We start from the raw sequence: 25,406 nt of genomic DNA on the forward strand, positions 1-25,406 counted from the left end.
GCCGCCTCCGCTGGGTCAGCCCACGGCGCCGCCGCTCCTGCGGCGCCCCCGCTCCGGCGCCGTCCACGCCGCCGCCTCCACTGGGTCAGCCCACGGCGAAGCGCGCGCGGGCGAGGTCCGCCGCGCCGACGACGCCCGCGTCGTTGACGAGCTCGGCGATGCGGAAATCCGGCTCCGGATGGAACCCTCGGGCGGGGACGTGCGCGTGGAACGCCTCGCGGATCGGCTCGAGCAGCAGCTCGCCGGCCGCCGCGACACCACCGCCGAAGGCGAACACCCGCGGGTCGAGCACGGCACCGAGAGACGCGCACGCCCGACCGAGCCAGCCGCCGAGCTGCCCGAGGGCGGCGAGGGCGCCCGGGTCGCCCTCGGCGATGAGGCGCCCGACGTTGGTGGCATCGAGCGCGCCGTCGGCCCGGCGCGCGGCCGCGAGCTGCAGTCCGACGCCGCCGGCATCCGCGATCTCGCCGGCGAAGCGCAACAGCGCCCGTCCCGAGCCGTACTGCTCGATGCAGCCGTGCTGTCCGCACCCGCACGCGAGCCCGTCGGGCACCAGGCTGGCGTGGCCGATCTCGCCGGCGACGCCGAAACCGCCGCGGAGCAGCCGCCCGTCCGCGACGATCGCACCGCCGACCCCGGTGCCGATCGTGAGGAGCACCATGTCGCTCACGCCGCGGCCGACGCCGAAGCGGAACTCCGCCCATCCGGCCGCGTTGGCGTCGTTGTCGATCACGATCGACGCGCCGGGCAGGCCCTCGGCCAGCAGCGCGCGCAGCGGCACGTCGCGGAAGCTGATGTTGGGGGCGTAATAGACCCGCTCGCGCTGAGCGTCGAGGAACCCCGGCACCACGACACCCACCGGCGGGATGCCGCCCTCCCCCGCCAGCGATCGCACGATCTCGACCGCGTGGGCCACGATCGCATCGGGGTCGGCGGCGGGCGTCGGGCGACGCTCGGACCGCAGCACGCGCCCGTCGTCGTCGACCAGCGCGCCCGCGATCTTGGTGCCGCCGATGTCGATCCCGATCGCCTGCACGACGATCGAGTCTAGGGCGGCGCGGTTAGGCTGGAGCACGGACGTCACACGTCACCGAAGGAGATGCCGTGAACGAATACGTCACCCCTGCCGTCGTGCAGCCCGACCCGAACGCCAACATCACGGACCTGCTCCTGGAGCGGGTGAGGCAGACCCCGGAGCGGGCCATCTTCGCCCTGCCCACCGAGGACGGCTGGCGCGATGTGACGGCCGCCGAGTTCCACCGCCAGGTCGTCGCCCTCGCCAAGGGCCTGGTCGCCGCCGGGATCGAGCCCGGCGAGAAGATCGGCCTGATGTGCTCCACGCGCTACGAGTGGTCGCTCATCGACTTCGCCGTCGCGTTCGCCGGCGCCATCATCGTGCCCGTGTACGAGACCTCCGCACCCCGCCAGGTGCGGTTCAACCTCCAGGACTCGGGCGCCACCGCGATGATCGTGGAGACGGCCGACCACTTCACGCGCTTCGACGAGGTGCGTCCCGAGCTGCCCGCGGTCACGAAGGTGTGGCAGCTGCACCTCGGCGACCTGGACGAGCTCGCCGCGTCCGGCGGCGGCATCGCCGACGAGGAGCTCGAACGACGCCGGACGATCGCCAAGGGCGCCGACGTGGCCACCATCATCTACACGTCCGGGTCGACCGGCACGCCCAAGGGCTGCGTCATCACCCACTCGAACTTCGTCGAGCTCAGCCGCAACGCGGCGGTGGCGATGAAGGAGGTCGTCGAGCCCGGCGCGTCGAGCCTGCTGTTCATCACGATGGCGCACGTGTTCGCCCGCTTCATCTCGATCCTCGGCGTGCACGCCGGGGTGCGGGTCGGGCACCAGGCCGACACGACGCAACTCCTGCCCGCGCTCGGCAGCTTCCAGCCGACGTTCCTGCTCGCGGTGCCGCGGGTGTTCGAGAAGGTCTTCAACTCGGCCGAGCAGAAGGCCGAGGGCGAGGGTCACGGCAAGATCTTCCGAGCCGCGGCGAGGACCGCGATCGCGCACTCGCAGGCGCTGGATGCCGGCAAGGTCGGGCTCGGCCTGCGGCTGCGCTTCGCGCTCTACGAACGGCTCGTCTACGGCAAGCTCAAGGCCGCGCTCGGCGGCCGGGTGAAGTACGCGATCTCGGGTTCGGCGCCGCTCGGCCTGCGGCTCGGCCACTTCTTCCGGAGTCTCGACGTGCGCATCCTCGAGGGCTACGGCCTCACCGAGACCACCGCGCCCGCGACGGTGAACCTCGTCTCCAAGTTCAAGATCGGCACCGTCGGACCCGCCCTTCCGGGCGTCGGGCTCAAGATCGCCGACGACGGCGAGATTTTGGTGAAGGGCATCGACGTCTTCGCGGGGTACTGGAAGAACGAGGCCGCCACGGCGGACACGTTCGAGGGCGAGTGGTTCAAGACCGGCGACATCGGCAGCCTCGACGACGACGGATATCTGACGATCACCGGTCGCAAGAAGGAGATCATCGTGACGGCGGGCGGCAAGAACGTCTCGCCCGCCGCGCTCGAGGATCCGATCCGCGCGAATCCGCTCGTCGGGCAGGTGGTCGTGGTGGGCGATCAGAAGCCGTTCATCTCGGCCCTCGTGACGCTTGATCCCGACATGCTGCCGGTCTGGCTCAACAACAGCCGCGAGGACGCGACGATGTCGCTCGACGAGGCGGCGCGCAATCCCAAGGTCATCGCCGAGGTGCAGAGGGCGGTCGATCTCGCCAACGCGCATGTGTCGCGCGCGGAGTCGATCCGCAAGTTCGTGATCCTGCCGACCGAGTTCACAGAGGACTCCGGCCACCTGACCCCGAAGCTCTCGATCAAGCGGGGGCCGATCCTCGCGGACTTCGCCGACATCATCGAGGGCATGTACGAGTCGCGGCCGGCGACCGAGACGGCGTCGATCCCGGCCGGCTGACCGGGCGGCGTCCTAGCTGGCGCTGGTGACACCGGCGCGGAACCAGTCCGCCTGGCGGATCGCGCGCATCGCCTCGCGCCTGGCCTCGGGTTCGAGACCCTCGATGTAGAGGTGCCCGTCGAGGTGGTCGCTCTCGTGCTGCAGCGCCTGGGCGAGCAGACCGTCGCCTTCGACCACGACCGTGCGGCCCGCGGCGTCGATCCCGGTGACCCGTGCGTGCGGATGCCGCTGGCGCGGGAAGTAGAAACCGGGGACCGAGAGACAGCCCTCGTCGACCAGCTCCGGCTCGCCCCACGCCTCGAGCTGCGGGTTGAACACGTACCCGACATCGCCGTCGACGTTCCAGCTGAAGGCCCGCAGGCCGACGCCGATCTGGCAGCCGGCGACGCCCGCGCGGCCCGGCAGCAGCACGGTGTCGACGAGGTCCTCGCCGAGGGCCGCGAGGCGGGAGTCCCCGGGGCGGATCACGACCGGGTCCGACACGGAACGCAGCACGGGGTCGCCGAACAGCCGGATCTGGCGCTCGGTCACGGGACGACCACCTGAGCGCCGCGCTCGGTCGGCAGCCCGTCCATCACATACGCCGCGAGGTCGCGCGCCGACTGGCGGGTGAACGGCTTCAACGCCGCGTAGCGCACGACCGATCCCGCCGCGAGCTCGCGGTCGTACGGGATCCGGACGACCTGACGCACGCGCGAGCGGAAGTGCGCCTCGATCTCGGTGAGCTTGACGAGCTCCGTGCCCTGCGTCGCCGTGTTGAGCGCGACGACCGCGTTGCGCACGAGGTGCGCATAGCCGTTGGCTTCCAGCCAGGTCAGCGTCTCGGAGGCGAGACGGGCCTCGTCGACGCTGCCGCCCGAGACGATGACGACCTCGTCGGCGCGCTGGAGGGTCGCCCGCATGACCGAGTGCACGATCCCGGTGCCGCAGTCGGTGAGCACGATGCCGGTCCACCGTGAGAGCACATCGGCGATGACGTTGTAGTCGTTCTCGCCGAACGCCTCCGAGATGAGCGGGTCGGTGTCGGAGGCGAGCACGTCGAGGCCGGTGACGTCGCGCGAGAGGTGGCGCTGCAGATCGGCCTCGCTGACGATCTCGGGCGCGTGAATGACGACGTCGCGCACGGTCGAGCGGGTCTCCCGGTTCACGCGTTCGGCCAGCGTGCCGCGATCGGGGTTCGCGTCGATCGCCACGATGCGGTCCGAGCGCAGGTCGGCGAGCGCCATCCCGAGCAGGGTGGTGATCGTGGTCTTGCCGACGCCGCCCTTGCGGGTGAGCACCGGGACGAATCGCGTGCCGCCGTCGAGCGGGCGGGTGATGCGGGCGTCCATCGCCTTGCGCTCACGGGCTCGTGCGGAGTCGCCGGGGTTCACGAGATGGAACGTGCCCTCGTAGACGCCGCGCTGCCAGAACCCCTCGGGAGCGCGGTGCCGCCCGGGGGCGGAGCGCGGCTCGCGGGCCAGCTCCTCCGCGATGCTCGGGCCGCTCGGGGTCGCGGCGGCCCGCGCGGCGGCGTTCTCGAGCCGGACGCGCTCGCGGCGGCTGAGTTGTGCGGTCTCGGCGTCGGGCAGCGGCGGGACGTCGGCCGGGTCGACGACCTCCACGGCCGCCTCGGGTTCCTCGACGAGCTCCGCCGTGACGATCTCGCCCGGCATGATGTCGATCGACCGGGTCGCGGCACTCACGACACCGGGCACGACGGGGCTCACGACGATCTCGTCGAGCGCGACCGCCTGCTCGTCCTCCGGCGCCTCGTGCACCGGCACCGGCAGCGCGATGCTCACGGTGAGGCTCTCCGGCACGATCGCCGTGAGGTCGCCCCGCTCGGGCAGCGCGGCGTGCTCGGCCGGTTCACCGGCCGCCCGCCGTCCCGTGCGCCGGGAGCCTCGGTCGATCGTCACAACGGGCGAGTCTACCGAGCGCGGCCCGACGTCACTCGATCACGAGGAGGAGGTCTCCGGCGTCGACCTGCTGCGTTGCGGGGATCGCGAGCCGGCGCACGGTGCCGGCGACGGGGGTCGTGATCGCGGCCTCCATCTTCATCGCCTCGATCGTGGCAACGGGCTGGCCGGCGTGCACGGTGTCGCCCTCCGCCACCTTGAGCGTGACGACGCCCGAGAACGGCGCGGGCACCTGGCCGGGCCGGGATGCGTCCGCCTTCTCGGCGGACTTGGTCTCGACCGTGATCGACCGGTCGCGCACCGGCACCGGGCGCAGCTGGCCGTTGATCGTCGTCATGACGGTGCGGATGCCCTGGTCGTCGGCCTCGCCGATCGCCTCGAGCGCCAGCAGCAGGCTGACTCCCCTGCTGATCTCGACGACCGTCTCGACCCCGGTCTGCAGGCCGTACAGGTAGGCGCGCGTGTCCACGACCGACAGGTCGCCGAACAGCTCCCGCACCTGCTCGAACTGGCGCGTCGGCGCCGGGAACAGCAGCCGGTTCAGGGTCGAGCGCCGCGACGGCGCCGAGCCGCCCTGGTCGTCTCCGGCCAGGCCCTGCTCGTCCTCGGTCGTGAGATCCTCGACGCCGATCCGCACCTGGCGCCCCTCGAGCACCTTGCTGCGGAACGGCTCCGGCCACCCGCCCGGCAGATCGCCGAGCTCGCCGGCCATGAAGCCGATGACCGAGTCCGGGATGTCGTACTTCTGCGGGTTCTGCTCGAAGTCGGCGGGATCGGCATCCACCGCCACGAGGGCGAGGGCGAGGTCGCCCACGACCTTCGACGACGGTGTCACCTTCGGCGGGCGGCCGAGGATCCGGTTCGCAGCCGCGTACGCGTCCTCGACCTTCTCGAACTGCTCGCCGAGGCCGAGCGCGATCGCCTGCTGCCGCAGGTTCGAGAGCTGGCCACCGGGGATCTCGTGGTGGTAGACCCGGCCGGTGGGGCCGGGCAGGCCGGACTCGAACGGGTGGTAGGTGCGGCGCACCGCCTCCCAGTACGGTTCGAGGGCGTCGACCGCGTCGAGCCGGATGCCGGTGTCGCGCTCCGTGTGCGCGGTCGCCGCGACGAGCGCCGAGAGCGACGGCTGGCTCGTCGTGCCCGCCATCGGCGCGCTGGCCGCGTCCACCGCGTCCGCCCCCGCGCGGCTCGCCGCGAGCAGGGTCGCGAGCTGACCGCCCGCGGTGTCGTGCGTGTGCACGTGCACCGGCTGGTCGAACCGCTCGCGCAGCGCGGTCACCAGTCGCTCGGCGGCCTCCGCGCGCAGCAGGCCCGCCATGTCCTTGATCGCGAGGATATGCGCGCCCGCCTCGACCATCCGCTCGGCGAGGCGCAGGTAGTAGTCGAGCGTGTAGAGGTCCTCGCGCGGGTCGAGAAGGTCACCCGTGTAGCACATCGCGACCTCGGCGACGGCGGTGCCGGTCGCGAGCACGGCATCCACCGCGGGGCGCAGCTGGTCGACGTCGTTGAGCGCGTCGAAGATGCGGAAGACGTCGATCCCGGTCGACGCGGCCTCCGCGACGAACGCGTCGGTCACCGCGGTCGGGTACGGCGTGTAGCCGACCGTGTTGCGGCCGCGCAGCAGCATCTGGATCGCGATGTTCGGCAGCGCCTCGCGCATCGCGGCGAGCCGCTCCCACGGGTCCTCGCCGAGGAAGCGCAGCGCGACGTCGTACGTCGCCCCGCCCCACGCCTCGACGCTGAGCAGCTGCGGCGTCAGGCGCGCGACGTGCGGCATCACGGCGACGAGGTCCTTGGTGCGCACGCGGGTCGCGAGCAGCGACTGGTGCGCGTCGCGGAAGGTCGTCTCGGTGACGGCCAGCGCGGTCTGCGCGCGGAGCGCCTGCGCGAACCCGGCAGGACCCAGCTCGAGCAGCCGCTGCCGCGATCCGGCCGGCGCCGGCGCGTCGACATCGACGACGGGGAGCTTGATCGACGGGTCGTAGGCGCCCGCCCCGTCGCCGTTCGGCTGGTTGACCGTGACGTCGGCGAGCCAGTTGAGGATCTTGGTGCCGCGGTCGCGCGATTCGCGGATCTGCAGCAGCTGCGGCCGCTCCTCGATGAACTTCGTCGAGAGGTCGCCGGCCTGGAACGCCGGATCGGCGAGCACCGCCTGCACGAACGAGATGTTGGTGGTGACGCCCCGGATGCGGAACTCGGCGAGGCCGCGCTGCGCGCGTCGCACCGCGGTCGGGTAGTCCCGCCCGCGCGCCGTCATCTTCGCGAGCATGGAGTCGAAATGCGGGCTGATCCGCGCCCCTGTCGCCACCGTGCCACCGTCGAGCCGGATGCCGGACCCGCCCGGCGAGCGGTAGGTCGTGATCTTGCCGGTGTCGGGCCGGAAGTTCGCGGCGGGGTCCTCGGTGGTGATCCGGGTCTGGATCGCCGTGCCGTGCAGGTGCACGTCCTCCTGGTGCAGGCCGAGCTCGGCGAGCGTCTCGCCCGACGCGATGCGCATCTGCGACTGCACGAGGTCGACGTCGGTGACCTCCTCGGTCACGGTGTGCTCGACCTGGATGCGCGGGTTCATCTCGATGAACACGTGCTGACCGGCCCGCTCGCCCTCGGTGTCGAGCAGGAACTCGACCGTGCCGGCGTTGACGTACCCGATCGACTTCGCGAACGCGATCGCGTCGCGGTAGAGCGCCTCGCGGATTGACTGGTCGAGGTTCGGCGCCGGTGCGATCTCGACGACCTTCTGGTTGCGCCGCTGGATCGAGCAGTCGCGCTCGAACAGGTGGATGGTCTCCCCCGTGCCGTCGGCGAGGATCTGCACCTCGATGTGCCGGGGGCGGATCACCGCCTGCTCGAGGAACATCGTGGGGTCGCCGAACGCGGAGTCGGCTTCGCGCATCGCGGCCTCGAGCGCGGGGCGCAGCTCGTCCTTCGTCTCGACCCGTCGCATCCCGCGACCGCCGCCGCCCGCGACCGCCTTCGCGAAGATGGGGAACCCGATCCCGTCGGCACCGGCCAGCAGCTCGTCGATGTCGCGGGATGCCGGGGTCGACCGCAGCACCGGCACGCCGGCCGCGATCGCGTGCTCCTTCGCCGTCACCTTGTTGCCGGCCATCTCGAGCACGTGGCTGCCGGGGCCGATGAAGGTGATGCCCGCGTCCGCGGCGGCCTGGGCGAGGTCCGGGTTCTCGGAGAGGAATCCGTAGCCGGGGTAGATCGCGTCGGCCCCGGACTCCTTCGCGACCCGGATGATCTCGCTCACGTCGAGATAGGCGCGCACCGGGTGCCCCTCCTCGCCGATGAGGTAGGCCTCGTCGGCCTTCAGACGGTGCAGGGAGTTGCGGTCCTCGAAGGGGTAGACGGCGACGGTCTTGGCCCCCAGCTCGTACGCCGCGCGGAAGGCTCGGATGGCGATCTCACCACGGTTGGCGACCAGGATCTTCGTGAACACACAGTTCCTCTCGGCGGGGCGTGGGGAGGGGATGCTCTCAGCGTAGTGACGGTAGGCTCGGTGCTCGTGCATGTGCTGAGCGTGAGCTCCCTCAAGGGGGGCGTGGGCAAGACCACGGTCACTCTCGGCCTCGCCTCCGCGGCCTTCGCGAAGGGCATCTCGACCCTCGTCGTCGACCTCGATCCGCAGTCGGACGTGTCGACCGGCATGGACATCGCGATCTCCGGCCACCTCAACGTCGCGGACGTGCTCGCCTCCCCCAAGGAGAAGATCGTGCGCGCCGCGATCGCGCCCTCGGGCTGGACCCGGGGTCGCCCCGGCGCGGTCGATGTGCTCATCGGGTCGCCCTCGGCGATCAACTTCGACGGCCCGCACCCGTCGATCCGCGACATCTGGAAGCTCGAGGAGGCGCTGGCCCACGTCGAGCGCGACTACGACCTCGTGCTGATCGACTGCGCGCCCTCGCTCAACGCCCTGACCCGCACCGCGTGGGCGGCATCGGATCGGGTCGGCGTCGTCACGGAGCCGGGCCTGTTCTCGGTCGCCGCCGCCGACCGCGCCCTGCGCGCGATCGAGGAGATCCGCCGCGGGCTGTCCCCGCGCCTGCAGCCGCTGGGCATCATCGTCAACCGCGCGCGGGTGCAGTCGCTCGAGCACCAGTTCCGGATCAAGGAACTGCGCGACATGTTCGGCCCGCTCGTGCTCTCGCCGCAGCTGCCGGAGCGCACCTCGCTGCAGCAGGCGCAGGGCGCCGCCAAGCCGCTGCACGTCTGGCCCGGCGAGAGCGCGCAGGAGATGGCGCGCAACTTCGATCAGCTGCTGGATCGCGTGCTGCGCACGGCGACGATCGCGCCGGTCACGACGTCTTCCGCGGCCCCGGTCGCGTCGACCGCGGGCTGAGGGCCGGCGTCAGCCGAGCCGGTCCGGCGAGGTCAGCTCGCGGCGCGCTTGGCCGCACGGCGGGCGGCGAGCTCGTCGTCGGCGTCCGAGACCGAGGTGGTGTCGAGGTCGACGAGGCTCGACTCGACCTCGCGCAGCACCTTGCCCACGGCGATGCCGAACACGCCCTGACCCTGACTGACGAGATCGATGACCTCGTCGTTCGAGGTGCAGAGGTAGACGCTCGCGCCGTCGCTCATGAGGGTGGTCTGGGCGAGATCGTAGATGCCGGCCTCCCGGAGCTGCTCCATCGCGACACGGATCTGCTGCAGCGAGATGCCGGTGTCGAGCAGGCGCTTCACGAGCTTCAGCACGAGGATGTCGCGGAAGCCGTACAGACGCTGCGAGCCGGAGCCGGCCGCGCCCCGGATCGTGGGCTCGACGAGCTGCGTGCGCGCCCAGTAGTCGAGCTGACGGTAGCTGATGCCGGCGGCACGGGCGGCGACGATGCCGCGATACCCGGCCGTGTCGTCCAGCTCCGGCAGACCGTCGGTGAAGAGCAGGCCGTCGCCGTAGCGGGCCGCGTCACTGCGGCCCAGACTCGTGGGGGTCAGGTCGCTCATTCGCGCTCCTCGGTAGCCGTCGTTAACCCTCAGCTTGAAGTTGAAGGTGAACCTGCTGTGCTCTCACACGCTACCCGCGTGGATCAACGCCGACAATGAGGCGCCGGGCGTGTCGGGTGTAATGAGCCGATGCTCAGAGCCTCGACAGCGCCGAGCGGATGAGGCTGGAGCGCACGAGCTCGAGCTGCGCCGCGATCTCCCGGGCGAGGTCGAGCGCCTTCGCGCGGCTCGAGGCGTCGGAGCGGCGCGCGGTCGGGATCAGGGCGCTCTCGATGAGCCCCAGCTCGCGCTCGGCGGCGGCCCGGAATCCGCGGAGGTGCCGCGGCTCGATGCCGGAACGCTGCAACTCGACGAGCGATTTCAGGATGACGAGCGACTCCTCGGCGAACGTGTCACCCGCGACGATGAGCGACGCGCTCACCGCGTCGTTCAGCAGCATCGGGGTCGCGCCGGACTCCCGCACGAGCTCCTCGCGGGTCAGCTTGCGGCCGCCCGGCAGCATCGAGGGCGCCGCGCTGACCTGGAGGCCGCCGGGCAGCACGGGCTCGCGCCCGGCGTCGAGGTCGTCGACGTAGCTGCGGATCACCTTGAGCGGCAGATAGTAGTCGCGCTGCATGGTCAGCACCAGACGCAACCGCTCGAGATCGGCCGGCGAGAACTTGCGGTATCCGGACTCCGTGCGCGACGGCGTCACGAGCTGCCGCTCCTCGAGAAAGCGCAGTTTCGACGGGGAGAGATCCGGGAACTCGGGGCTCAGCCGCGCGAGGACCTGACCGATGCTGAGGAGGTTCGTCCCCGGACCCTGCGGCTTCGGGGCGGCGGCGCCGGCTCTCACCGGCTGAGAGCGGCGAGATCGAGTCGCGAGGCGTAGAAGGTGAGCCGGAACTTGCCCACCTGCACCTCGGCACCGTCGCTGAGCAGAGCGGATTCGATCCGCACTCCGTCGAAGTAGGTGCCGTTGAGCGAGCCCAGGTCCTTGACCTGGAACGACGTGCCGACCCGCGTGAACTCCGCATGCCGGCGCGACACCGTGACGTCGTCGAGGAAGATGTCGGCATCCGGATGCCGCCCCGCGATGGTCGAGTCGGCGTCGAGCAGGAAGCGGGCACCCACATTCGGGCCGCGGCGGACGATCAGAAGCGCGGAGCCGGACGGGAGCGCGGCGATGGCCTCCTGCTCCTCCGGCGAGACCCCGGCCTCCATGGCCTTGAGCTGCTGAGCGAAGTCATCGGCATAGTGCACGGTCGTGTCGGCGCCGGCCCCCTGCGGGGCGGAAGCCGCGGCGGGCTGGGGCTGCTCGGTCGACCGAGGAGTGTCGTCCTCGTGCGGGTCGTCGGCCATTCCATCCCCTCCTTTTAGCGGTCCACACTATCCGATGCTCCGGCGGGCGCATCCTCGGAAATCCGGATCATCCGACCGGTCTGGATCGCATAGACCACGCCCGCCCACCAGTAGAGGAAGACGCCCCAGAGCGCCGCCGCCCAGCCCACGGGCTCGGCCCAGGCATCCACCGCGGGAAAGGCCGCACCGAGCACGAGCACCGGCATCGCGACGAGCAGCGCGAAGGTGCCCAGCTTGCCGAGATGATGCACCGGCAACGGTCCGTACCGGTGCTGCGCCAGGATCACGCCGAGCACGAGCAGCAGGACGTCGCGGGCGACGACCACCCCGACCAGCCACCACGGCAGGAATCCGCGGATCGCCAGCCCGACGAGCGTGGAGAAGATGAACAGCCGGTCGGCCGCCGGGTCGAGCAGCTGACCGAGGCGGCTGACCTGGTCGAAGCGGCGCGCGACGTAGCCGTCGACGAAGTCGGTGATGCTCGACACGACGAGCGTCACCAGCGCCCACAGGTACTGCTGCGTGATCAGCAGCACCAGGAAGACGGGGATGAGCAGCAGCCGCAGGAGGCTCAGCACGTTCGGCACCGTGAGGATGCGAGAGCTCACTGCCGGCACGCGATCAAGGCTAGTCCCGGGCTAGCCTGGCCCGATGTCGCCGCTGATCGTCGCGCTCATCGTGGCCGCCGTCGCCTCCGCGTTCTGCTGGATCGCGTCGCTCGTCACGAAGGACACCTCGTGGGTCGACCGGATCTGGTCGATCATCCCCGTCGTCTACGTCTGGGTCTTCGCGATCGCGGCCGGCCTGCGCGACCCGCGCCTGGACGTCATGGCGGTGCTCGTGCTGCTGTGGGGTGCGCGGCTCACCTTCAACTTCGCACGCAAGGGCGGCTACGCCGGCATCGGCGGCGACCACGAGGACTACCGGTGGGCGGTGCTGCGCGGCCGGATGTCGCCGGCGCAGTTCCAGGTGTTCAACCTGCTGTTCATCGTGATCTTCCAGAACGCGGTGCTGTTCCTCATCGCCTCCCCGGCGTGGACCGCCTTCGCCCACCGCACGCCGTTCGGCGTGCTCGACGTCGTGCTCGCGGTGCTCTTCATCGGCTTCCTCGTCGGCGAGACCGTCGCCGATCAGCAGCAGTGGTCGTTCCAGCGGTGGAAGCGCGGCGAGGCGGCGGCCGGCCGGGAGCCGTCGCCGCGCTTCCGGCAGACGGGGCTGTTCCGCGTCTCGCGGCATCCCAACTTCTTCTTCGAGAACGCGCAGTGGTGGGTCGTCGCGGCGTTCGGCATCGTCGCCGCCCGAGGGCTCGACTGGACCTGCCTGGGGATCGTGCTGCTGCTGGCGATCTTCATCGGGTCGACGCGGTTCACCGAGGCGATCACCAGGTCCAAGTACCCCGAATACGCCGAGTACCAGCGGCGCACCTCGCCCGTCATCCCCTGGTTCCCGCGGCGTCGTTCCCCGTCCGCGTAAGGCGAGAAGCCGACGCGCACGACCTGTCTACCCCAATGCGGGGCTACATTTCAGAACTTGAGTTGACCACCCTTTTGTCCCCCGATAGATTGATGCCGAACAAGGTCGCCGGAGATCACGTCGTCGGCTGATCCCCTCGTGGAAGCACCCGGGCCCGTCCCCCGACGGACTCGTCCTTTTGCGTTCCTGTCCCCGCGACGGCTCCGCCGTCACCTGTCCCCCCGCAGGTGAACAGTGCACATCTCCACCGTTCCTGTTCCGTTTTCGGAGCCGGCCACGTGACCGCCGCCACGCCCTCCTGGGCCGAGCTCGAGGCGCGCTTCGACCTCCCTGTGCGCAGCGGTACCGCGAGCACGACCCCTGGTCGCCGAGCGATGCGCCGCTACGCCGGCGCGCTCATGCTGACCGACTGCGGCGTCGTCCTGGCGTCGCTCGGCCTCGCGACGATCGTGCGGTTCGGCACCGATGACGCCGCCCTCGAGGTCAGTGGCCTCCGGGTGAACTACTGGATCGTGGTCGGCCTGATCGCGGTGTCCTGGATCGCCGGGCTCGCCGCGATCCGTACGCGCGACATCCGGGTCATCGGCTCCGAACCGACCGAGTACCGGCGCGTCACCAACGCGACCGCCGTCTCCTTCGGACTCGACGCGATCACCCTGCTCGTCATCGGGGCGGACATCTCGCGCGTTCTGTTCCTGGTGGCCTTCCCGGTCGGACTCGCGGGGCTCCTCCTGTCGCGTCGCCTCTGGCGCGCCTGGCTCATCTCCCGCCGCCGCCGCGGTCGCAACACCCTCGCCACGCTCGTCGTGGGACCACGGCACGACGTCAAGCGGGTCCTGATCACGCTGGCCGGCCTGCACGGCGGGCCCTACGAAACGGTCGGGGTCATGCTCGAAGGCGAGGACGAGACCCAGGAGGTGCGCGCCGGCCAGCGGAGCTTCCCGGTGCTCGGGAAGGCGACGTCGTCCGCGGTAGCCGCCGAGGCACGTGCGCGCGGGATCGACGCGGTCATCGTCGCAGGGCAGCCCCACGGACGGACCTTCCTGCGCGACCTCGGATGGAGCCTCGAGCGCACCGATGCGGAGATGCTCATCGCATCGCGGCTGCTCAACGTAGCGGGTCCGCGGATCCACATCCGGCCCGTGGAGAACCTGCCGCTCATGCACGTGGAGCTGCCGAGCTACGAGGGCGGCAAGCACCTTTTGAAGAGAGCGTTCGACATCGCCGCGTCGGCGCTCGCCCTCGCCCTCTACGCTCCGGCGATGCTGGTGATCGCGGTCGCGATCAAGGTCTCGGACGGCGGCCCGGTGTTCTTCCACCAGGCCCGCGTCGGTCGCAACGGTTCCCTCTTCTCCATGATCAAGTTCCGCTCGATGGTGCCGGATGCGGAGACGGCGCTCGCGGCGCTCGCCGACGGCAACGACGGCAACGGGGTGCTGTTCAAGCTGCGCGACGATCCTCGCGTCACCCGAGTCGGACGCGTGTTGCGCAAGTACTCGCTCGACGAGCTCCCGCAGCTGCTCAACGTCCTCGTCGGCGAGATGAGCCTCGTCGGGCCGCGGCCGCCGCTCATCGATGAGGTCAACAAGTACGAGGTGCACGTCCTGCGCCGCCTCTACATCAAGCCGGGCCTGACCGGGATGTGGCAGATCAGCGGGCGCTCGGATCTGACCTGGGAGGAGAGCGTGCGTCTCGATCTCTACTACGTCGAGAACTGGTCGCTCACGGGCGATCTCCTGATCCTCTGGCGAACCGTCAAGGTGCTGCTGCGACCCGTGGGGGCGTACTGACCGTGACGCAGGACGTGCTCGAACACCCCCGCAGCCTGCGGGCGACGCTCGCCAGAATGGGCGCGGCGCAGAAGCCCAGCCGTGGCGCGCCGCCGTACTCCGTCTGGATCAACCGACGCGCCGGGCGACTCATCGCCGCTGCCGCCTACCTGGCGCGTCTCACCCCGAACGCGCTGACCGGCATCAGCGCGCTCCTGACGTTCTCGGGCCTCGCCCTGATGGCGCTCGTGCCCCCCGTCTGGTGGCTCGGACCCGCGGTGGCCGCCCTCCTGGCCGCCGGGTACGCCTTCGACTCCGCTGACGGCCAGCTCGCGCGACTGCGCGGCGGTGGGAGCCTGCGGGGCGAGTGGCTGGACCACATGGTGGACGTGACCAAGACCTGCCTGGTGCACATCGCGGTCCTCATCTCCTTCTTCCGCTTCGGTCATCCCGGCAGCGACCTGTTCCTGCTGGTGCCGCTCGGGTATCTGACCGTCTCGGTGGTCTTCTTCTTCGGGATCATGCTGACCGACCAGCTGCGGCGCTCCCGGCCGGTGCCCGTGAGCGCGCCCGCGGGCCGTGGGGTGCTGCAGACGCTCGTCGCCCTGCCCGCGGACTACGGCATCCTGTGCATCGCCTTCCTCCTGGCCGGCTGGCGACCGGGCTTCGTGGTGATCTACTGCGTGCTCTTCGCGGCGCACGGGCTCGTGCTGCTGGCGGGGATCGCGAAGTGGTACCGCGATCTGCGTCGACTGGACCGAGCCGCCGCATCATGAACGGGGTCGTGGGCACGCTGCGGATCCTCGTCGATGCCTACTGGTGGCTCTCCGGCCCACCCTCCGGACGCAACGTGGTCATCGGGATGGTCACGGGCTGGGCTCGTACCTTCCCGGATGATGCCCTGACCCTGCTCGTGCGGCCCGACGAGGCCGACCGCATCGCGAGAGACCTGGAGCGCCGCGGCATCGCGGCGACGGTGCGTCCCGTGTCGCGGCTCGCGCGCATCCACGCCGTCGCGGCGCGTCGCGCAGGCAGGGCCGCGGTCGATCACGACGCGGTGATCACACAGAACTTCGCCACGCGGACCGGCACCGCCGTCAGCGCGGTGCTCGTTCACGACGCGATGTACGTCGACCATCCCGAGTGGTTCACCCTCCCGGAACGCGCGTACCTGCGCCTGCTTCGACCGAGCCTGCGCGCCGCTCACCTCATCTTCACGACATCGAGCGCGGAGACCGCCCGGATCGGCCGGGTCTGGCCGGAGACGCGGGACCGGCTCCGGCGCGTGGGGCTCGACGTCCCGATCGATCTGGTGGCGCTCGAACCGCGACGTCCGGACGCCATCGCACCCGGGGAGGAGTTCATCCTCACGGTCGGCCGGCTGAACGTCCGCAAGAACCTGCGTCGGCTCATCGACGCCTATCTCGGCGAGGACGAGGTGAACTCTCGGCACCGTCTCGTGGTCGTCGGGGCGCCCGACGGCGCCTCGGAGGTGCTTCCGGGCGCCGCGGGCGGTCGGGTGCGCTTCCTGCGGGACGTGGACGACGCCGAGCTCCGATGGCTGTACGCGCATGCCCGGCTGTTCGTGCTTCCCTCGCTCGACGAGGGATTCGGGCTGCCGCTGCTCGAGGCCCGCGCCGCCGGGACCCCGGCCATCGCGAGCGATCTCCCGGTATTCCGTGAGCAGGAGGCGGAGGGCTGGTTCGATCCTCGCTCGACGACGGACATCGCGCGTGCTCTGCGGAACGCCCTGGCGCACGAGCCCCGCCGCCGGACGCCCGACCCGGATCGACCAGGGTCGGCGTCGACGCCGTGGGCATCGACGGTCGAGCGCATGCGCGGTGCGGTCACCGGCATCCGGCACGAGGAGCGCGCGCATGTCGCGCCTGCGTGACCGGATCGACGCGCGCTACCGGGCGACGCGTGGATTCGACGCCGGATTCGACCCGGACGTGATGGACCGCGAGGTGCTCGCCTTCGTCATGCGCAAGGCGTTCGAGCGCCTCCGGGGAGTTCTGCGGGGCATGCCGCGGACCTTCGTCGGGTCCCGTGTGGCACTGCGGAACCGGCACCGGCTGCGACTGGGGCGGAACACGTCGCTCGGGTCGGGGGTGCTGATCGACGCCCTCTCCCGCGACGGGGTGATCATCGAGGACGATGCGACCATCGACCGGGGCGCCGTGCTGCGGAGCACCGGAGCCATCCGGCACCTCGGGGTCGGGATCCGGATCGGCCGACGTGCGGCGGTCGGTGCATCCGACTTCATCCACGGCGGCGGCGGTGTCGACATCGGGCGGGACGTGCTGCTCGGACCGTTCGTGCAGGTCTTCTCGGAGAACCACGTCTTCGACGACCCGCGTCGTCCGATCATCGAGCAGAGCGAGATCCGCGCGTCCGTGACGATCGCGGACGACGTGTGGGTGGGGGCCGGGGCGATCATCCTCGCCGGCGTGACGATCGGTGAGGGCGCCGTCGTCGCGGCCGGCTCGGTGGTGCGCTCGGACGTGCCCTCGCGTGCCATCGTGGCCGGCGTCCCGGCCCGCGTGGTCGGAACCCGTGGGGCCGCGCTCAGCGCGGAATGAGCTCGTCGACCAGGAGCCGGGTCGAGCGGATGTGTTCGCGGGTGGAGGCGCCGAAGACGATGGACTCGATGTGGGGCTGCTCCGCGATCCATTCGATCGCCTCGCGCGGCGGGATTGCCCCCGACGCGAAGGCGGACATCGCCACCGCCCGGAAGCGCCTCGTCTCGAGCGCCCGCTGATAGCCCTCGAGCCCGCCCGACATGCGGAAGCCGATCTTGTTGATGTTCGCGCACACGATCGGATTCTCCAGACCCGCGGCATCGAGGGAGTCGAGCAGCATCGGCAGGTTCATCGTGATGAAGCCCGGCTCCGCGTCATAGCGCCGGCGCACATGGCGGGCGAAGATCGTGAACGCCTCGGTGAAACCCAACCCGAGCAGCATGTCGACGACGACGTTCTGGAGCCAGATCACGGGCGTCCGCAGGCCGCTGAACATGCGCATCTCGGCGTCCACGAGCAGGGTGATGATCCCCTCGACGTCCTTGCGGGCCAGTGAGCGACCGCCGCGCACGGCCGCGTTGATGAGGCCCTCCTCGGGCAGGAAGCGGCGTACCGCCCCCAGCATCCCGTTCTCCGTGACGGCGTCGGCGTACTTGTGCGCGTACGGCATGCCGGGGAAGAAGGTGAACCGGTCGTACCGGCCGGGATCGGCGCGGACCCGGTCGGCGACGGCGGCGATCCGGTCGTGCGTCGTGCACATGAACGTGGTGATGCCCTCGTCGTACGCCGCGTCGAGGACATCCATGACCGCATCGATGTGCTGGAACCGCATCGCCTGCGAACGCGCCTTCTCCTCCGACATGTGGTTCACGCCGAAGAACTGGTTGTCGCCGAAGAGGAGGCGGTCCATCCGGTAGTCGCTCACGCGCGCTGCCTCCTCGATCCCCGGCGGGTCGCATCAGGCGCGGCCGCGGCCTCATCCCGTGTCGAGGGTCCCTTCGCGGCATCCAGGGTGAGCAGCTCGAGCGCCCGATCGGTGAGCGCCGCGCTGTCGAAGGTGTTGGTCCCGGCCGTATCGCCGCGGGCGACACGCTGCACGAAGTGGTCCAGCTGGGCGCTGTACTCCTCTCCGCGAAGGTAGAACCAGACCGGATCGGTGAGCTCCGTCGTGTATTTGACGGTCCATCCGCGCTCATACCCCGGGAGCTCCGGTGCCGTGTCGCGCCGATAGAGCTGGACCTCCTGGCGGTCGGCGTGGATGCGGCCCGCCGTCCCCGAGATCGTGATCATCGTCGTCATCTTGCGATAGGACTCATCCGACCAGTTGACCGACAGCTGCGCGTGCGATCCGTCCGGGTAGTAGAGAGTGCTGTAGACCTCGTCCTCGGTGTCCGCCGAGAAGACGGAGCCGAGCACCGTGCCGCCGACGGCGTTCGGAGCGCCCGCGTACCAGGTCAGCAGATCGAGCGGATGCGCCGCGTAATCGTAGAGCGCGCCACCGCCCTCCTCGCGGCGACTGCGCCACGTGGAGCCCTTGGCGCGCAGCACGACGGGTCCGTACGCCTCCGCCGCAAGGTGGGTGACTCTCCCGATCGCGCCGGCGTCGAGCAGGCGCTTGACCTCGCGGAACGCGCCGACGAAACGATTGTGATAGCCGACCTGGGTGACGAGGCCGCGCTGCCGCGCCAGCCCGGCGAGTCCGGCGGAGTCGGCGGCACTCATGCACAGCGGCTTCTCGCAGAACACGCCGAGCCCGTGCTCGAGGGCCTGCCGCACCATGGGAGCGTGCAGCCGCGTCGGCGTCGCGATGATGAGCGCGTCGAGCTCGACCTTCGCGAGAGCGGCGTCGACGTCTCGGAAGGTCGGCAGGCCTGTGTACTTCTCCAGCACGTCGAGGACATAGCCGGTCGTGTCGACGACGGCACCCACGCGGACGTCGGGATGCGCCTGGATCATCGCCAGGTGCGACATCCCCATCTTGCCGAGGCCCACGACGCCCACGCTGATCATGCGTTCTCCCTGGGTAGGCGCCGGTCGCCCGGTGGCAGCTGTGAGGCCAGGAGATCCTCATATTGCCCGGCGACGTGCTCCCATGTGAACTCCTCGGCGTGCCGGCGGCGCGCGGAGGCCGCGAGCGCGGCCCGTCCGTCCGGGTCGCCGAGGAACGATGTGATTCGCTCGTCGGCATCGTCGGCGTCCCGGAAGTAGAGGGCCGCGTCGCCCGCGACCCAGCGGTTGTAGACGTTGTCGTGCGCGATCACCGGATTGCCGGCGGCGAGGGCCTCGACCAGCGACGGATTGGTGCCCCCCACCGTGTGGCCGTGCAGATAACCGACCGAGTGGAATCGCAGTGCCGCCACCTCCGCGGGGGCGTACACCGAGCCCAGGAAGACCACCTCGTCGCTCGCCGCATCGACGACCGCGCGATGATACGCGTCCGACTGCGGGAGATAGTCGCCGAGGATCGCCAGACGCAGACCACGAGGCCGGGCGGAGAACGCCCGCACGAGCTCGAGGATCGAGTTCTCGGGAATGGGGCGGCAGATCAGGGTCAGGTACTCCCCCGGCTCCAGCCCACGCCGACGCACGGGCTCGGCCGACGCCGTCACCACCTGGTCGGCGCCGTAGGTGATGGTGACGAGCTTGGACCTCGTGGCCTTGCGTTCCAGGTGCCGCTCGATCTCGGGGTGGTCGGCGATCAGGCGGTCCCCCACCCAGCACGCGATGCGTTCATTGACGTAGAGGATCGCCTGCTTCATGAACCCCCAGCGGGCGCGCGACCACTCGATGCCGTCCATGTTGATGACGTTGCGCAACCCGCGACGGCGCTGCGAGATGTTGAAGACGGCCGTGTTGTACCCGAAGGTGAGAGTCAGATCGCGGTGCCGGACCGCGTGCCGGATGGACCTCCAGTCGAATGCCGACGTGCCGAGCCACCCGTCGCGCGGGACCGGGATGGTCACCAGCTCGATGCCCTGCCATTCGTCCTGGACGACGGGGCCGCGACCCCGCGCCTGGCAGTAGACGACGACGCGCCAGCCGTGCGCCACCAGGTGACGGGCGACGTTCTCCGCGGCCGTCTCGAAGCCGCCGTAGGCCGCGGGGACACCATGGGTTCCGAGGATCCGCACCGTCGGGCGCCCGTCCCGTGAGGGGTGCACCGGGGAAGCGGACAAGGGTCTCCTCGAGTCGGCGTGGATCCAACGCGGGACGCTCCCCCTGACGGCGAACCCGCTTTCGAGGGTAATGCAGAGGTGCCGATGACGACCCGCGCCGCCCCCCACTCTGGGGGTGCGGGCACCGCGCCCCCACAATGGACGCATGAACCCGCCCGTGTCGTTCGTCACCGTCGTCTTCGGGGCCGAGCTCGGGCTGCTCGAGTTGCAGGCGCGCTCCTTGGCGCGTCATCTCGCCGACTCGGCCCTGTCGGAGGTCGTCGTCATCGACAACGACTGGCGGCCGCTGTCACGACGGGCGCTCGCGCGGTTGAGAGCCGCGTACGGCCCCCTCGCCGATCGCCTGCGGGTCGTTCGGACCGGTGAGATCGCGTCGAGCATGCCGCCGACCATCGGCTGGCGCAGCCAGCAGATCGCCAAGCTCCTCATCGCGCGAACGATCTCGACGCCGCATTACGTCCTGCTGGATGCGAAGAACCACCTCATCCGCGATGCCGTCCTGGAGGACTTCGTGGCCCCGGACGGCCGCGCACGCGGAGCGACGCATCCATACACGGCGCACCCGCTCCGACCCCAGCTGGATCGTGCCCTGCGGTACGCGGGAGGTACGGATGCCGCGATCGAGGCGGCCCACGACGACTTCCTCCCGACGGCGACGCCGTTCGTCATGCGCACCGAGATCGTCCGGGCGATGATCGACGACATCGAGAGGGCATCCGGCACACCCTTCGCGGAGGAGTTCGAGCGCCAGGAGCTGACCGAGTTCTTCCTGTACGGCGCGTGGCTGACGGTGCGGGGCCTGGGCGTCGAGGCGGTGTACGACGGGGTCCCCCTGCCCTCCCCCACGGTCTGGCCGCGTCAGCGCCACGGCGTAGAGGGGGTGGACTCCACCATCTCCGAGGCGGAGGCCGTCGATTCGGCGTTCTTCGCCGTGCACCGGACAGCGCTCGCGCGAGGCGACCGGAGAGCGCGCGCGCGGATCGCCGCCTTCTGGTCGATGCGCGAGGTCTTCGCGGACGAGCGTGCAGCGCGGCGCTTCATCGCCGCCTTCCGCCGGCGCTACTTTCCCGCGATGCTCGCGAAGAAGCTCCACGAGCGGCTCGAGCGGCGTGGGGTGCGCGGTTAGCTCTCGGCCTCGACGGCCGTCGGCGTCCGGTAGTAGTAGCGCGAACGCGACGCCCGGGGCGTCTTCACGTTGTTGAGGATCAGACCGACGACGCGGGCTCCCGCCGCCTCCAGCTGATGGACGGTCTGAGCCGCTTGCGACTGGCGCGTCCGCCGCGCGTCGATCACGATGACGACCCCGTCGACGATGGGAGCCAGGAGAGCCGCGTCGGCGACGCTGAGGACCGGCGGCGAGTCGATGATCACGAGCTCGTATGCCGCCAGACCCTCGTCGAGCAGACGGCGCATCGCCCCGGACGTGAGGACGTCCGCCGGATTGGGCGGAATGGGACCGGACGGCAGCACGTCGAGATCCGAGTCCGCCCAGCCGAGCTTCGCCCGCTCGAACGGGAGCTCGCCCAGCAGCACGTTGGTCAAGCCGACGCTGCCCTCGACGCCGAGATAGTCGCCGACCCGAGGACGCCGCAGGTCGGCATCGACGATGACGACCGACGAGACCCCCGACATGGCATACGCGAGGTTGGCCGCCACGGTCGTCTTGCCGTCGCCGGGAAGGGCGGAGGTGACGAGCAGACTGCGAAGCGGATGCGAGAGCGATGCGTAGGCGAGCGATGACCGGACCCTGCGGGCGTCCTCCGCCGTCTGCCCGAGTGGATCGCGTTCGACGGGAAGGCCCCGCCCCTTCCGCGGAGCGCGTGAGATCGTGCCGAGGACGGGACGGTCGAGGATGCGGGTGAGGGTGTCGACCGAGCGGATCCGGGTGTCCAGTGCCGTCACGGCGATGGCGATGAGGACACCGAGGAGGAGGCCGATCAGAAGGCCGATCGCGCTGTCCCGTGTCTTGTTCGGCAGCGCCTGGACCCGGGGCACGACGGCACGGTCGATGACCTCGGCCTTGACCGTCGGCGTCGCGTCGGCGCCGGTGGGCGCGATCTCACGGACGACGTCCACCAGGCTCGTCGTGACCGCGTTCGCCACCCGTGCCGCCATCCGCGGGTCGGGCGACGCGGCCTGCACCTCCAGCACCACGGTGCTCTGCGGGATCGAGATCTGCAGAGTGCGGGCGAGGAGCCTCGGCGTCGTGTCAAGCCCGAGATCGTCGATCACGGGCTGCAGGACCCGGGAGGAGGTGGCGAGCTGCGCGAACGACAGCATCTGGTTCTGCGTGTACGTCGAGCCCTGGTTCAGGTCGATCGCATCGCCGCCCTGATTGAGGGTGAAGTAGAGCGAAGCCGTCGACTGGAAGATCGGGGTGGCCGACGCGGACACCCCGAACGCGACCCCGGCGCCCGCGATGCCGAGTGCCACGACGAGCCACCACAGCCTGCGCAGCGCACCGACGACGCGCATCGCCGTCCACGCCGACGTATCGGGGTTCACAGCCGCCCCTTCCGTAGGACTCTGCACCCCGGGGAGTGACTGGAGCGGGGTCGACGACAGGGCGATGGTACAGTACCCGCGTCCTGCTCTAGTCCAGCAACCCGCACGGAGCCGCCCTTCTGTGAGCGCCCTGTTCTCCACGGCGGCCCGGGTGCTGACCATGTGCGTCTCGCTCGTGTGCGGGGTCCTCTCAGCGCGCCTCGTCATCGGCGAGGCCGGTGTCGGGCCGTATGCCCTGCTCTCCCTGCTGGTCGCGCTTCCCAGCCTGATCTCCTTCTCCGATCTCGGTGCCGGTGCCGTCGTCGTCAACGCGGCGGCGACCTCGCCCGACATCCGCTCCGACGCGCGGCTGACGGGGCTCGTGACCACCGTCGTCCGGGTCACATTGCTGTTCGCCGGCACGGTGGCACTCGTGGACCTCGCCCTCTTCGTGACCGGCGGATGGCATCTCGTGCTCGGCAGTGCGGCGGCCGTCCCGGGGGCGGAGACAGCCGCGTTCGTGTGCGTCCTGATCTTCTGCGTCTCGATCTCGATGGGCGTGTGGCAACGGATCCTGCTGGGACTGGGGCGTAACCCGATCGTGATCCTGCTCCAGGGCATGATCTCGCCGCTGTCGCTGCTCATCGTGTGGCTGCTGCTCGATGCAGGAACGTCCTCGGTGCGAGCGTTCCTGGCGCTCGGGACCTTCCTCGCGACCCTCGTAGTCGCCCTCTGCGGCGTCGTGGTCGCCGATCGGTTCAGCAACCCGCTTCTGCGGACCGCAGCCCGTCGGGTCCTGTGGCGCCGCCGCTATCCCGGTGCCCGGGTCATGGACGTCGGCTGGCCGATGTTCGCGCAGCTGCTCGCCGCACCGCTCTCGCTCGCCCTGCCGCGCTACATCCTCGCGCAGACCGCGTCGCATCAGGAGCTCGCCCAGTACGCGCTGGCCGGTCAGGTCTTCTTCGCCGTCCAGGCCCTGATCGGCGCGGCAGGGGTGACGCTCTGGCCCGCCTTCGCGCGCGCACGAGCGGCCGGTGGCGTGACGCGCGGCGGTCCGTTCCTGCTGTCCGGGCTGTTCGCCGTGGCCGCCGCGGCGGTGACCGCCATCATGGTCGTCATCGGGCCCTGGTTCTTCTCGATCGTGTCGAAGGACGAGGTCACAGTAGGCATTCCGATCGTCCTCGCCTTCGGAGCGATGACCGTGGTGCAAGCCGCGCTGTATCCGCTCGGCATGTTCATCATGGACAAGCCCGGGATCCGGTTCCAGGTGGCCCCCGCGCTTCTCGCGGCCGCGTCGACCGTCGTCCTGTCGGTGTTCGCGGCACCGGCCTGGGGCGTGGTCGGCCCGCTGTTGTCGAACGCAGTGTCGGTGCTGATCATTCAGGTCATCCCGTTCGCCGTCTACATCCGGCGGAACCGTGTCCGCCTCTACGGCCCCGCCCGGCCGGTCACGATCGAGGCGACCCAGGAGCAAGCGCGAGGGGATGCACCCGGAAGCGACTGACGCCACCCTGCTCTCCGGACGGATCGCGGCTGTGGATCAACGACACCGCGAGGCCTCCGACGAACCACAGGAACATGCCGTACTGGGTGATCAGCGCGACGCTGAACAGGGCCGGGATCTGCGCGACGAGGCCGATCGACGCCGCGGTGGCGCGATGCGGGATGAGGATCGAGACGATGCCCGCTCCGAGGAGCAGGACGAGCACCAGGGCCGGCACGATGCCGAACCGGAGCGCGATGAGCAGCAGCGCATTGTCGATGGTGGCGGCGAACGATCCGAGGTACGTGCCGTTCGCCGTCACCGACGACCAGTCATCGGACGACCCGAACGGCTTGAGCTGCGGAAGCAACTGGAGGAGGTCGACCCGGTAGTCGGCGCTTCCGCCGGCCTCCGCGCCGGCGTCCAGGAAGACGTCGCTGATGAGCGGGACCACGACGAGTGCCGCGACCACGGCGATGATGAGGACGGCGATCCGGGTCGAGGTCCGCAGGCGATGCAGGAGGACCACGCAGAGAGCGATGGTGATCACCTCGGTGATCAGTCCGATCCGGCTGAACGTCACGACCGTCGCCGCGCCGATGATGACGAGCATCAGGATGTGCGTGCGCGTGCGCCAGGCCGCGGCCAGGACGAACGCCGTCGACAGGGCGAGCGACGCGCCGAGGGCGATGGAGTGACCGAATGCGCCCTCCGCGCGAAGCAGGCCGCCTCGGTACTGGAGAGGCGCCCAGACCGAGTAGGACGGGCCGAGAGCCGGCAGCTGGACGAACAGATTGCGGCCGGTCGCGAACTCGAGCAGAGCCAGGACCGCGGCGAACGTCGCACAGACCGCGATCGCCTTGAAGACGAAGCCGGATGAAACACGGCTCGCGACGATGCGCCCCCAGACATACGGCACCACCCACTCCACGACCGCGGTGACGATCGCCGAGAGCGACACCTGACCGACGGCGAACAGGATCGCGCCCAGCCCCGCGAATCCGGCGATGGCCAGGTCCGGCAGCGCGAACCGCATGCGTGTGACATTGGCGGCGATCCCGGCGAGGGTCACCATGCTGATCGCGGCGAAGAACGAGCCGACCTGGGCTCCGATCCACACGGGCACGAAGAACAGGACGAGGCACCACACCACGAACGCGGCACGCGGCACGACGCGGAACAGGAGGATCGCGCTCGCGAACGCGAGCACGCCCAGGAGCGCGAGGCCCGCCACCCCGAGCGCCGAGTCCCCCACGTCTCCTCCTCGCCGGATGGGATCGGCGCCGCAGCGCCGATCCCCGCCAGGCTAGCTCGCGGTGACGCGGTAGGTGTCGAAGGTGATCGTGCCGGTGCTGGTCGCCGAGCCCGAACGGTTGCCG

General features: G+C 70.5%; 22 protein-coding genes. 9 read left to right on the plus strand and 13 right to left on the minus strand.

Annotated elements, in window-relative coordinates:
* Window positions 1–85 precede the first annotated feature (85 nt).
* Window positions 86–1,036: an ROK family protein gene (locus tag ABD285_RS16615; protein WP_344203657.1), complete on the minus strand. Its 951-nt coding sequence runs from the start codon at window positions 1,034–1,036 to the stop codon at window positions 86–88.
* 68 nt (window positions 1,037–1,104) lie between these two features.
* On the opposite strand from ABD285_RS16615, the gene ABD285_RS16620 reads away from it, so the two are divergent.
* Window positions 1,105–2,931 (plus strand): AMP-dependent synthetase/ligase, encoded by a 1,827-nt coding sequence (locus ABD285_RS16620; protein WP_284252191.1) that lies wholly within the window; start codon window positions 1,105–1,107, stop codon window positions 2,929–2,931.
* A gap of 12 nt (window positions 2,932–2,943) precedes the next feature.
* Here ABD285_RS16620 and ABD285_RS16625 read toward each other — a convergent pair whose 3' ends face one another.
* Genes ABD285_RS16625 through ABD285_RS16635 form a run of 3 tightly spaced genes read right to left on the minus strand, consistent with a single transcriptional unit; the run spans window position 2,944 to window position 8,277 of the window.
* Complete coding sequence (locus tag ABD285_RS16625; protein WP_284252192.1) at window positions 2,944–3,462, minus strand: peptide deformylase; 519 nt, start codon at window positions 3,460–3,462, stop codon at window positions 2,944–2,946.
* Window positions 3,459–4,832: a MinD/ParA family ATP-binding protein gene (locus ABD285_RS16630; protein ID WP_284252193.1), complete on the minus strand. Its 1,374-nt coding sequence runs from the start codon at window positions 4,830–4,832 to the stop codon at window positions 3,459–3,461. The genes ABD285_RS16625 and ABD285_RS16630 overlap by 4 nt, the downstream gene beginning before the upstream one ends.
* 31 nt (window positions 4,833–4,863) lie before the next feature.
* A complete protein-coding gene (locus ABD285_RS16635; RefSeq protein WP_284252197.1) occupies window positions 4,864–8,277 on the minus strand; it encodes a pyruvate carboxylase in 3,414 nt (1,137 codons plus the stop codon).
* 66 nt (window positions 8,278–8,343) lie between these two features.
* Here ABD285_RS16635 and ABD285_RS16640 point away from each other — a divergent pair, with 66 nt between their 5' ends.
* Window positions 8,344–9,177 (plus strand): ParA family protein, encoded by an 834-nt coding sequence (locus ABD285_RS16640; RefSeq protein WP_344203676.1) that lies wholly within the window; start codon window positions 8,344–8,346, stop codon window positions 9,175–9,177.
* A gap of 32 nt (window positions 9,178–9,209) precedes the next feature.
* On the opposite strand, the gene ABD285_RS16645 is transcribed toward ABD285_RS16640, so the two are convergent.
* From ABD285_RS16645 to ABD285_RS16660, 4 genes are all read right to left on the minus strand, one after another.
* Window positions 9,210–9,779: a MerR family transcriptional regulator gene (locus ABD285_RS16645; RefSeq protein ID WP_284252199.1), complete on the minus strand. Its 570-nt coding sequence runs from the start codon at window positions 9,777–9,779 to the stop codon at window positions 9,210–9,212.
* 133 nt (window positions 9,780–9,912) lie between these two features.
* Window positions 9,913–10,614 (minus strand): transcriptional regulator FtsR, encoded by a 702-nt coding sequence (gene ftsR / locus ABD285_RS16650; protein ID WP_284252200.1) that lies wholly within the window; start codon window positions 10,612–10,614, stop codon window positions 9,913–9,915.
* On the minus strand, window positions 10,611–11,120 hold the full coding sequence (locus ABD285_RS16655; RefSeq protein WP_344203663.1) for an FHA domain-containing protein: 510 nt from the start codon (window positions 11,118–11,120) through the stop codon (window positions 10,611–10,613). The genes ftsR and ABD285_RS16655 overlap by 4 nt, the downstream gene beginning before the upstream one ends.
* 14 nt (window positions 11,121–11,134) lie before the next feature.
* Window positions 11,135–11,737, minus strand: coding sequence for a CDP-alcohol phosphatidyltransferase family protein (locus tag ABD285_RS16660; RefSeq protein ID WP_284252202.1), 603 nt, complete (start codon window positions 11,735–11,737; stop codon window positions 11,135–11,137).
* Between the two features lie 34 nt (window positions 11,738–11,771).
* On the opposite strand from ABD285_RS16660, the gene ABD285_RS16665 reads away from it, so the two are divergent.
* The 5 genes from ABD285_RS16665 (at window position 11,772) to ABD285_RS16685 (ending at window position 16,944) form a co-directional block, all read left to right on the plus strand.
* Complete coding sequence (locus tag ABD285_RS16665; RefSeq protein WP_284252203.1) at window positions 11,772–12,593, plus strand: DUF1295 domain-containing protein; 822 nt, start codon at window positions 11,772–11,774, stop codon at window positions 12,591–12,593.
* A 278-nt stretch (window positions 12,594–12,871) separates the two neighbouring features.
* On the plus strand, window positions 12,872–14,383 hold the full coding sequence (locus ABD285_RS16670; protein ID WP_344203666.1) for a sugar transferase: 1,512 nt from the start codon (window positions 12,872–12,874) through the stop codon (window positions 14,381–14,383).
* A 2-nt stretch (window positions 14,384–14,385) separates the two neighbouring features.
* Window positions 14,386–15,138 carry a CDP-alcohol phosphatidyltransferase family protein gene (locus ABD285_RS16675; RefSeq protein ID WP_344203668.1) on the plus strand — a complete coding sequence of 251 codons (753 nt, stop codon included), beginning with the start codon at window positions 14,386–14,388 and terminating at the stop codon, window positions 15,136–15,138.
* Window positions 15,135–16,256: a glycosyltransferase family 4 protein gene (locus tag ABD285_RS16680; protein WP_284252209.1), complete on the plus strand. Its 1,122-nt coding sequence runs from the start codon at window positions 15,135–15,137 to the stop codon at window positions 16,254–16,256. Before ABD285_RS16675 ends, ABD285_RS16680 begins: the two co-directional genes overlap by 4 nt.
* Window positions 16,240–16,944: an acyltransferase gene (locus tag ABD285_RS16685; protein WP_284252210.1), complete on the plus strand. Its 705-nt coding sequence runs from the start codon at window positions 16,240–16,242 to the stop codon at window positions 16,942–16,944. The genes ABD285_RS16680 and ABD285_RS16685 overlap by 17 nt, the downstream gene beginning before the upstream one ends.
* Here the strand turns inward: ABD285_RS16685 and ABD285_RS16690 are convergent.
* Genes ABD285_RS16690 through ABD285_RS16700 form a run of 3 tightly spaced genes read right to left on the minus strand, consistent with a single transcriptional unit; the run spans window position 16,931 to window position 20,045 of the window.
* Window positions 16,931–17,809 carry a hypothetical protein gene (locus ABD285_RS16690; protein WP_284252211.1) on the minus strand — a complete coding sequence of 293 codons (879 nt, stop codon included), beginning with the start codon at window positions 17,807–17,809 and terminating at the stop codon, window positions 16,931–16,933. The genes ABD285_RS16685 and ABD285_RS16690 overlap by 14 nt on opposite strands.
* Window positions 17,806–18,894: a Gfo/Idh/MocA family protein gene (locus ABD285_RS16695; protein ID WP_284252212.1), complete on the minus strand. Its 1,089-nt coding sequence runs from the start codon at window positions 18,892–18,894 to the stop codon at window positions 17,806–17,808. Before ABD285_RS16695 ends, ABD285_RS16690 begins: the two co-directional genes overlap by 4 nt.
* Window positions 18,891–20,045 carry a DUF1972 domain-containing protein gene (locus tag ABD285_RS16700; RefSeq protein ID WP_344203671.1) on the minus strand — a complete coding sequence of 385 codons (1,155 nt, stop codon included), beginning with the start codon at window positions 20,043–20,045 and terminating at the stop codon, window positions 18,891–18,893. The genes ABD285_RS16695 and ABD285_RS16700 overlap by 4 nt, the downstream gene beginning before the upstream one ends.
* Window positions 20,046–20,205: 160 nt before the next feature.
* Here ABD285_RS16700 and ABD285_RS16705 point away from each other — a divergent pair, with 160 nt between their 5' ends.
* Complete coding sequence (locus tag ABD285_RS16705) at window positions 20,206–21,186, plus strand: DUF6492 family protein (RefSeq protein WP_284252215.1); 981 nt, start codon at window positions 20,206–20,208, stop codon at window positions 21,184–21,186.
* Here ABD285_RS16705 and ABD285_RS16710 read toward each other — a convergent pair.
* The gene (locus ABD285_RS16710) at window positions 21,183–22,565 is read right to left on the minus strand and encodes a tyrosine-protein kinase domain-containing protein (protein ID WP_284252216.1); all 1,383 of its coding nucleotides are present in this window, start codon (window positions 22,563–22,565) and stop codon (window positions 21,183–21,185) included. The genes ABD285_RS16705 and ABD285_RS16710 overlap by 4 nt on opposite strands.
* A gap of 121 nt (window positions 22,566–22,686) precedes the next feature.
* Here ABD285_RS16710 and ABD285_RS16715 point away from each other — a divergent pair, with 121 nt between their 5' ends.
* Window positions 22,687–24,048 carry a polysaccharide biosynthesis protein gene (locus ABD285_RS16715; protein ID WP_284252217.1) on the plus strand — a complete coding sequence of 454 codons (1,362 nt, stop codon included), beginning with the start codon at window positions 22,687–22,689 and terminating at the stop codon, window positions 24,046–24,048.
* Here ABD285_RS16715 and ABD285_RS16720 read toward each other — a convergent pair.
* Window positions 23,993–25,282, minus strand: a complete 1,290-nt coding sequence (locus ABD285_RS16720) for a hypothetical protein (RefSeq protein ID WP_284252218.1) — start codon at window positions 25,280–25,282, stop codon at window positions 23,993–23,995. The two genes, ABD285_RS16715 and ABD285_RS16720, sit on opposite strands and share 56 nt — an antisense overlap.
* Between the last annotated feature and the right edge of the window lie 124 nt (window positions 25,283–25,406).

The organism is Pseudolysinimonas kribbensis, from assembly GCF_039531715.1.
Classification (GTDB): domain Bacteria; phylum Actinomycetota; class Actinomycetes; order Actinomycetales; family Microbacteriaceae; genus Pseudolysinimonas; species Pseudolysinimonas kribbensis.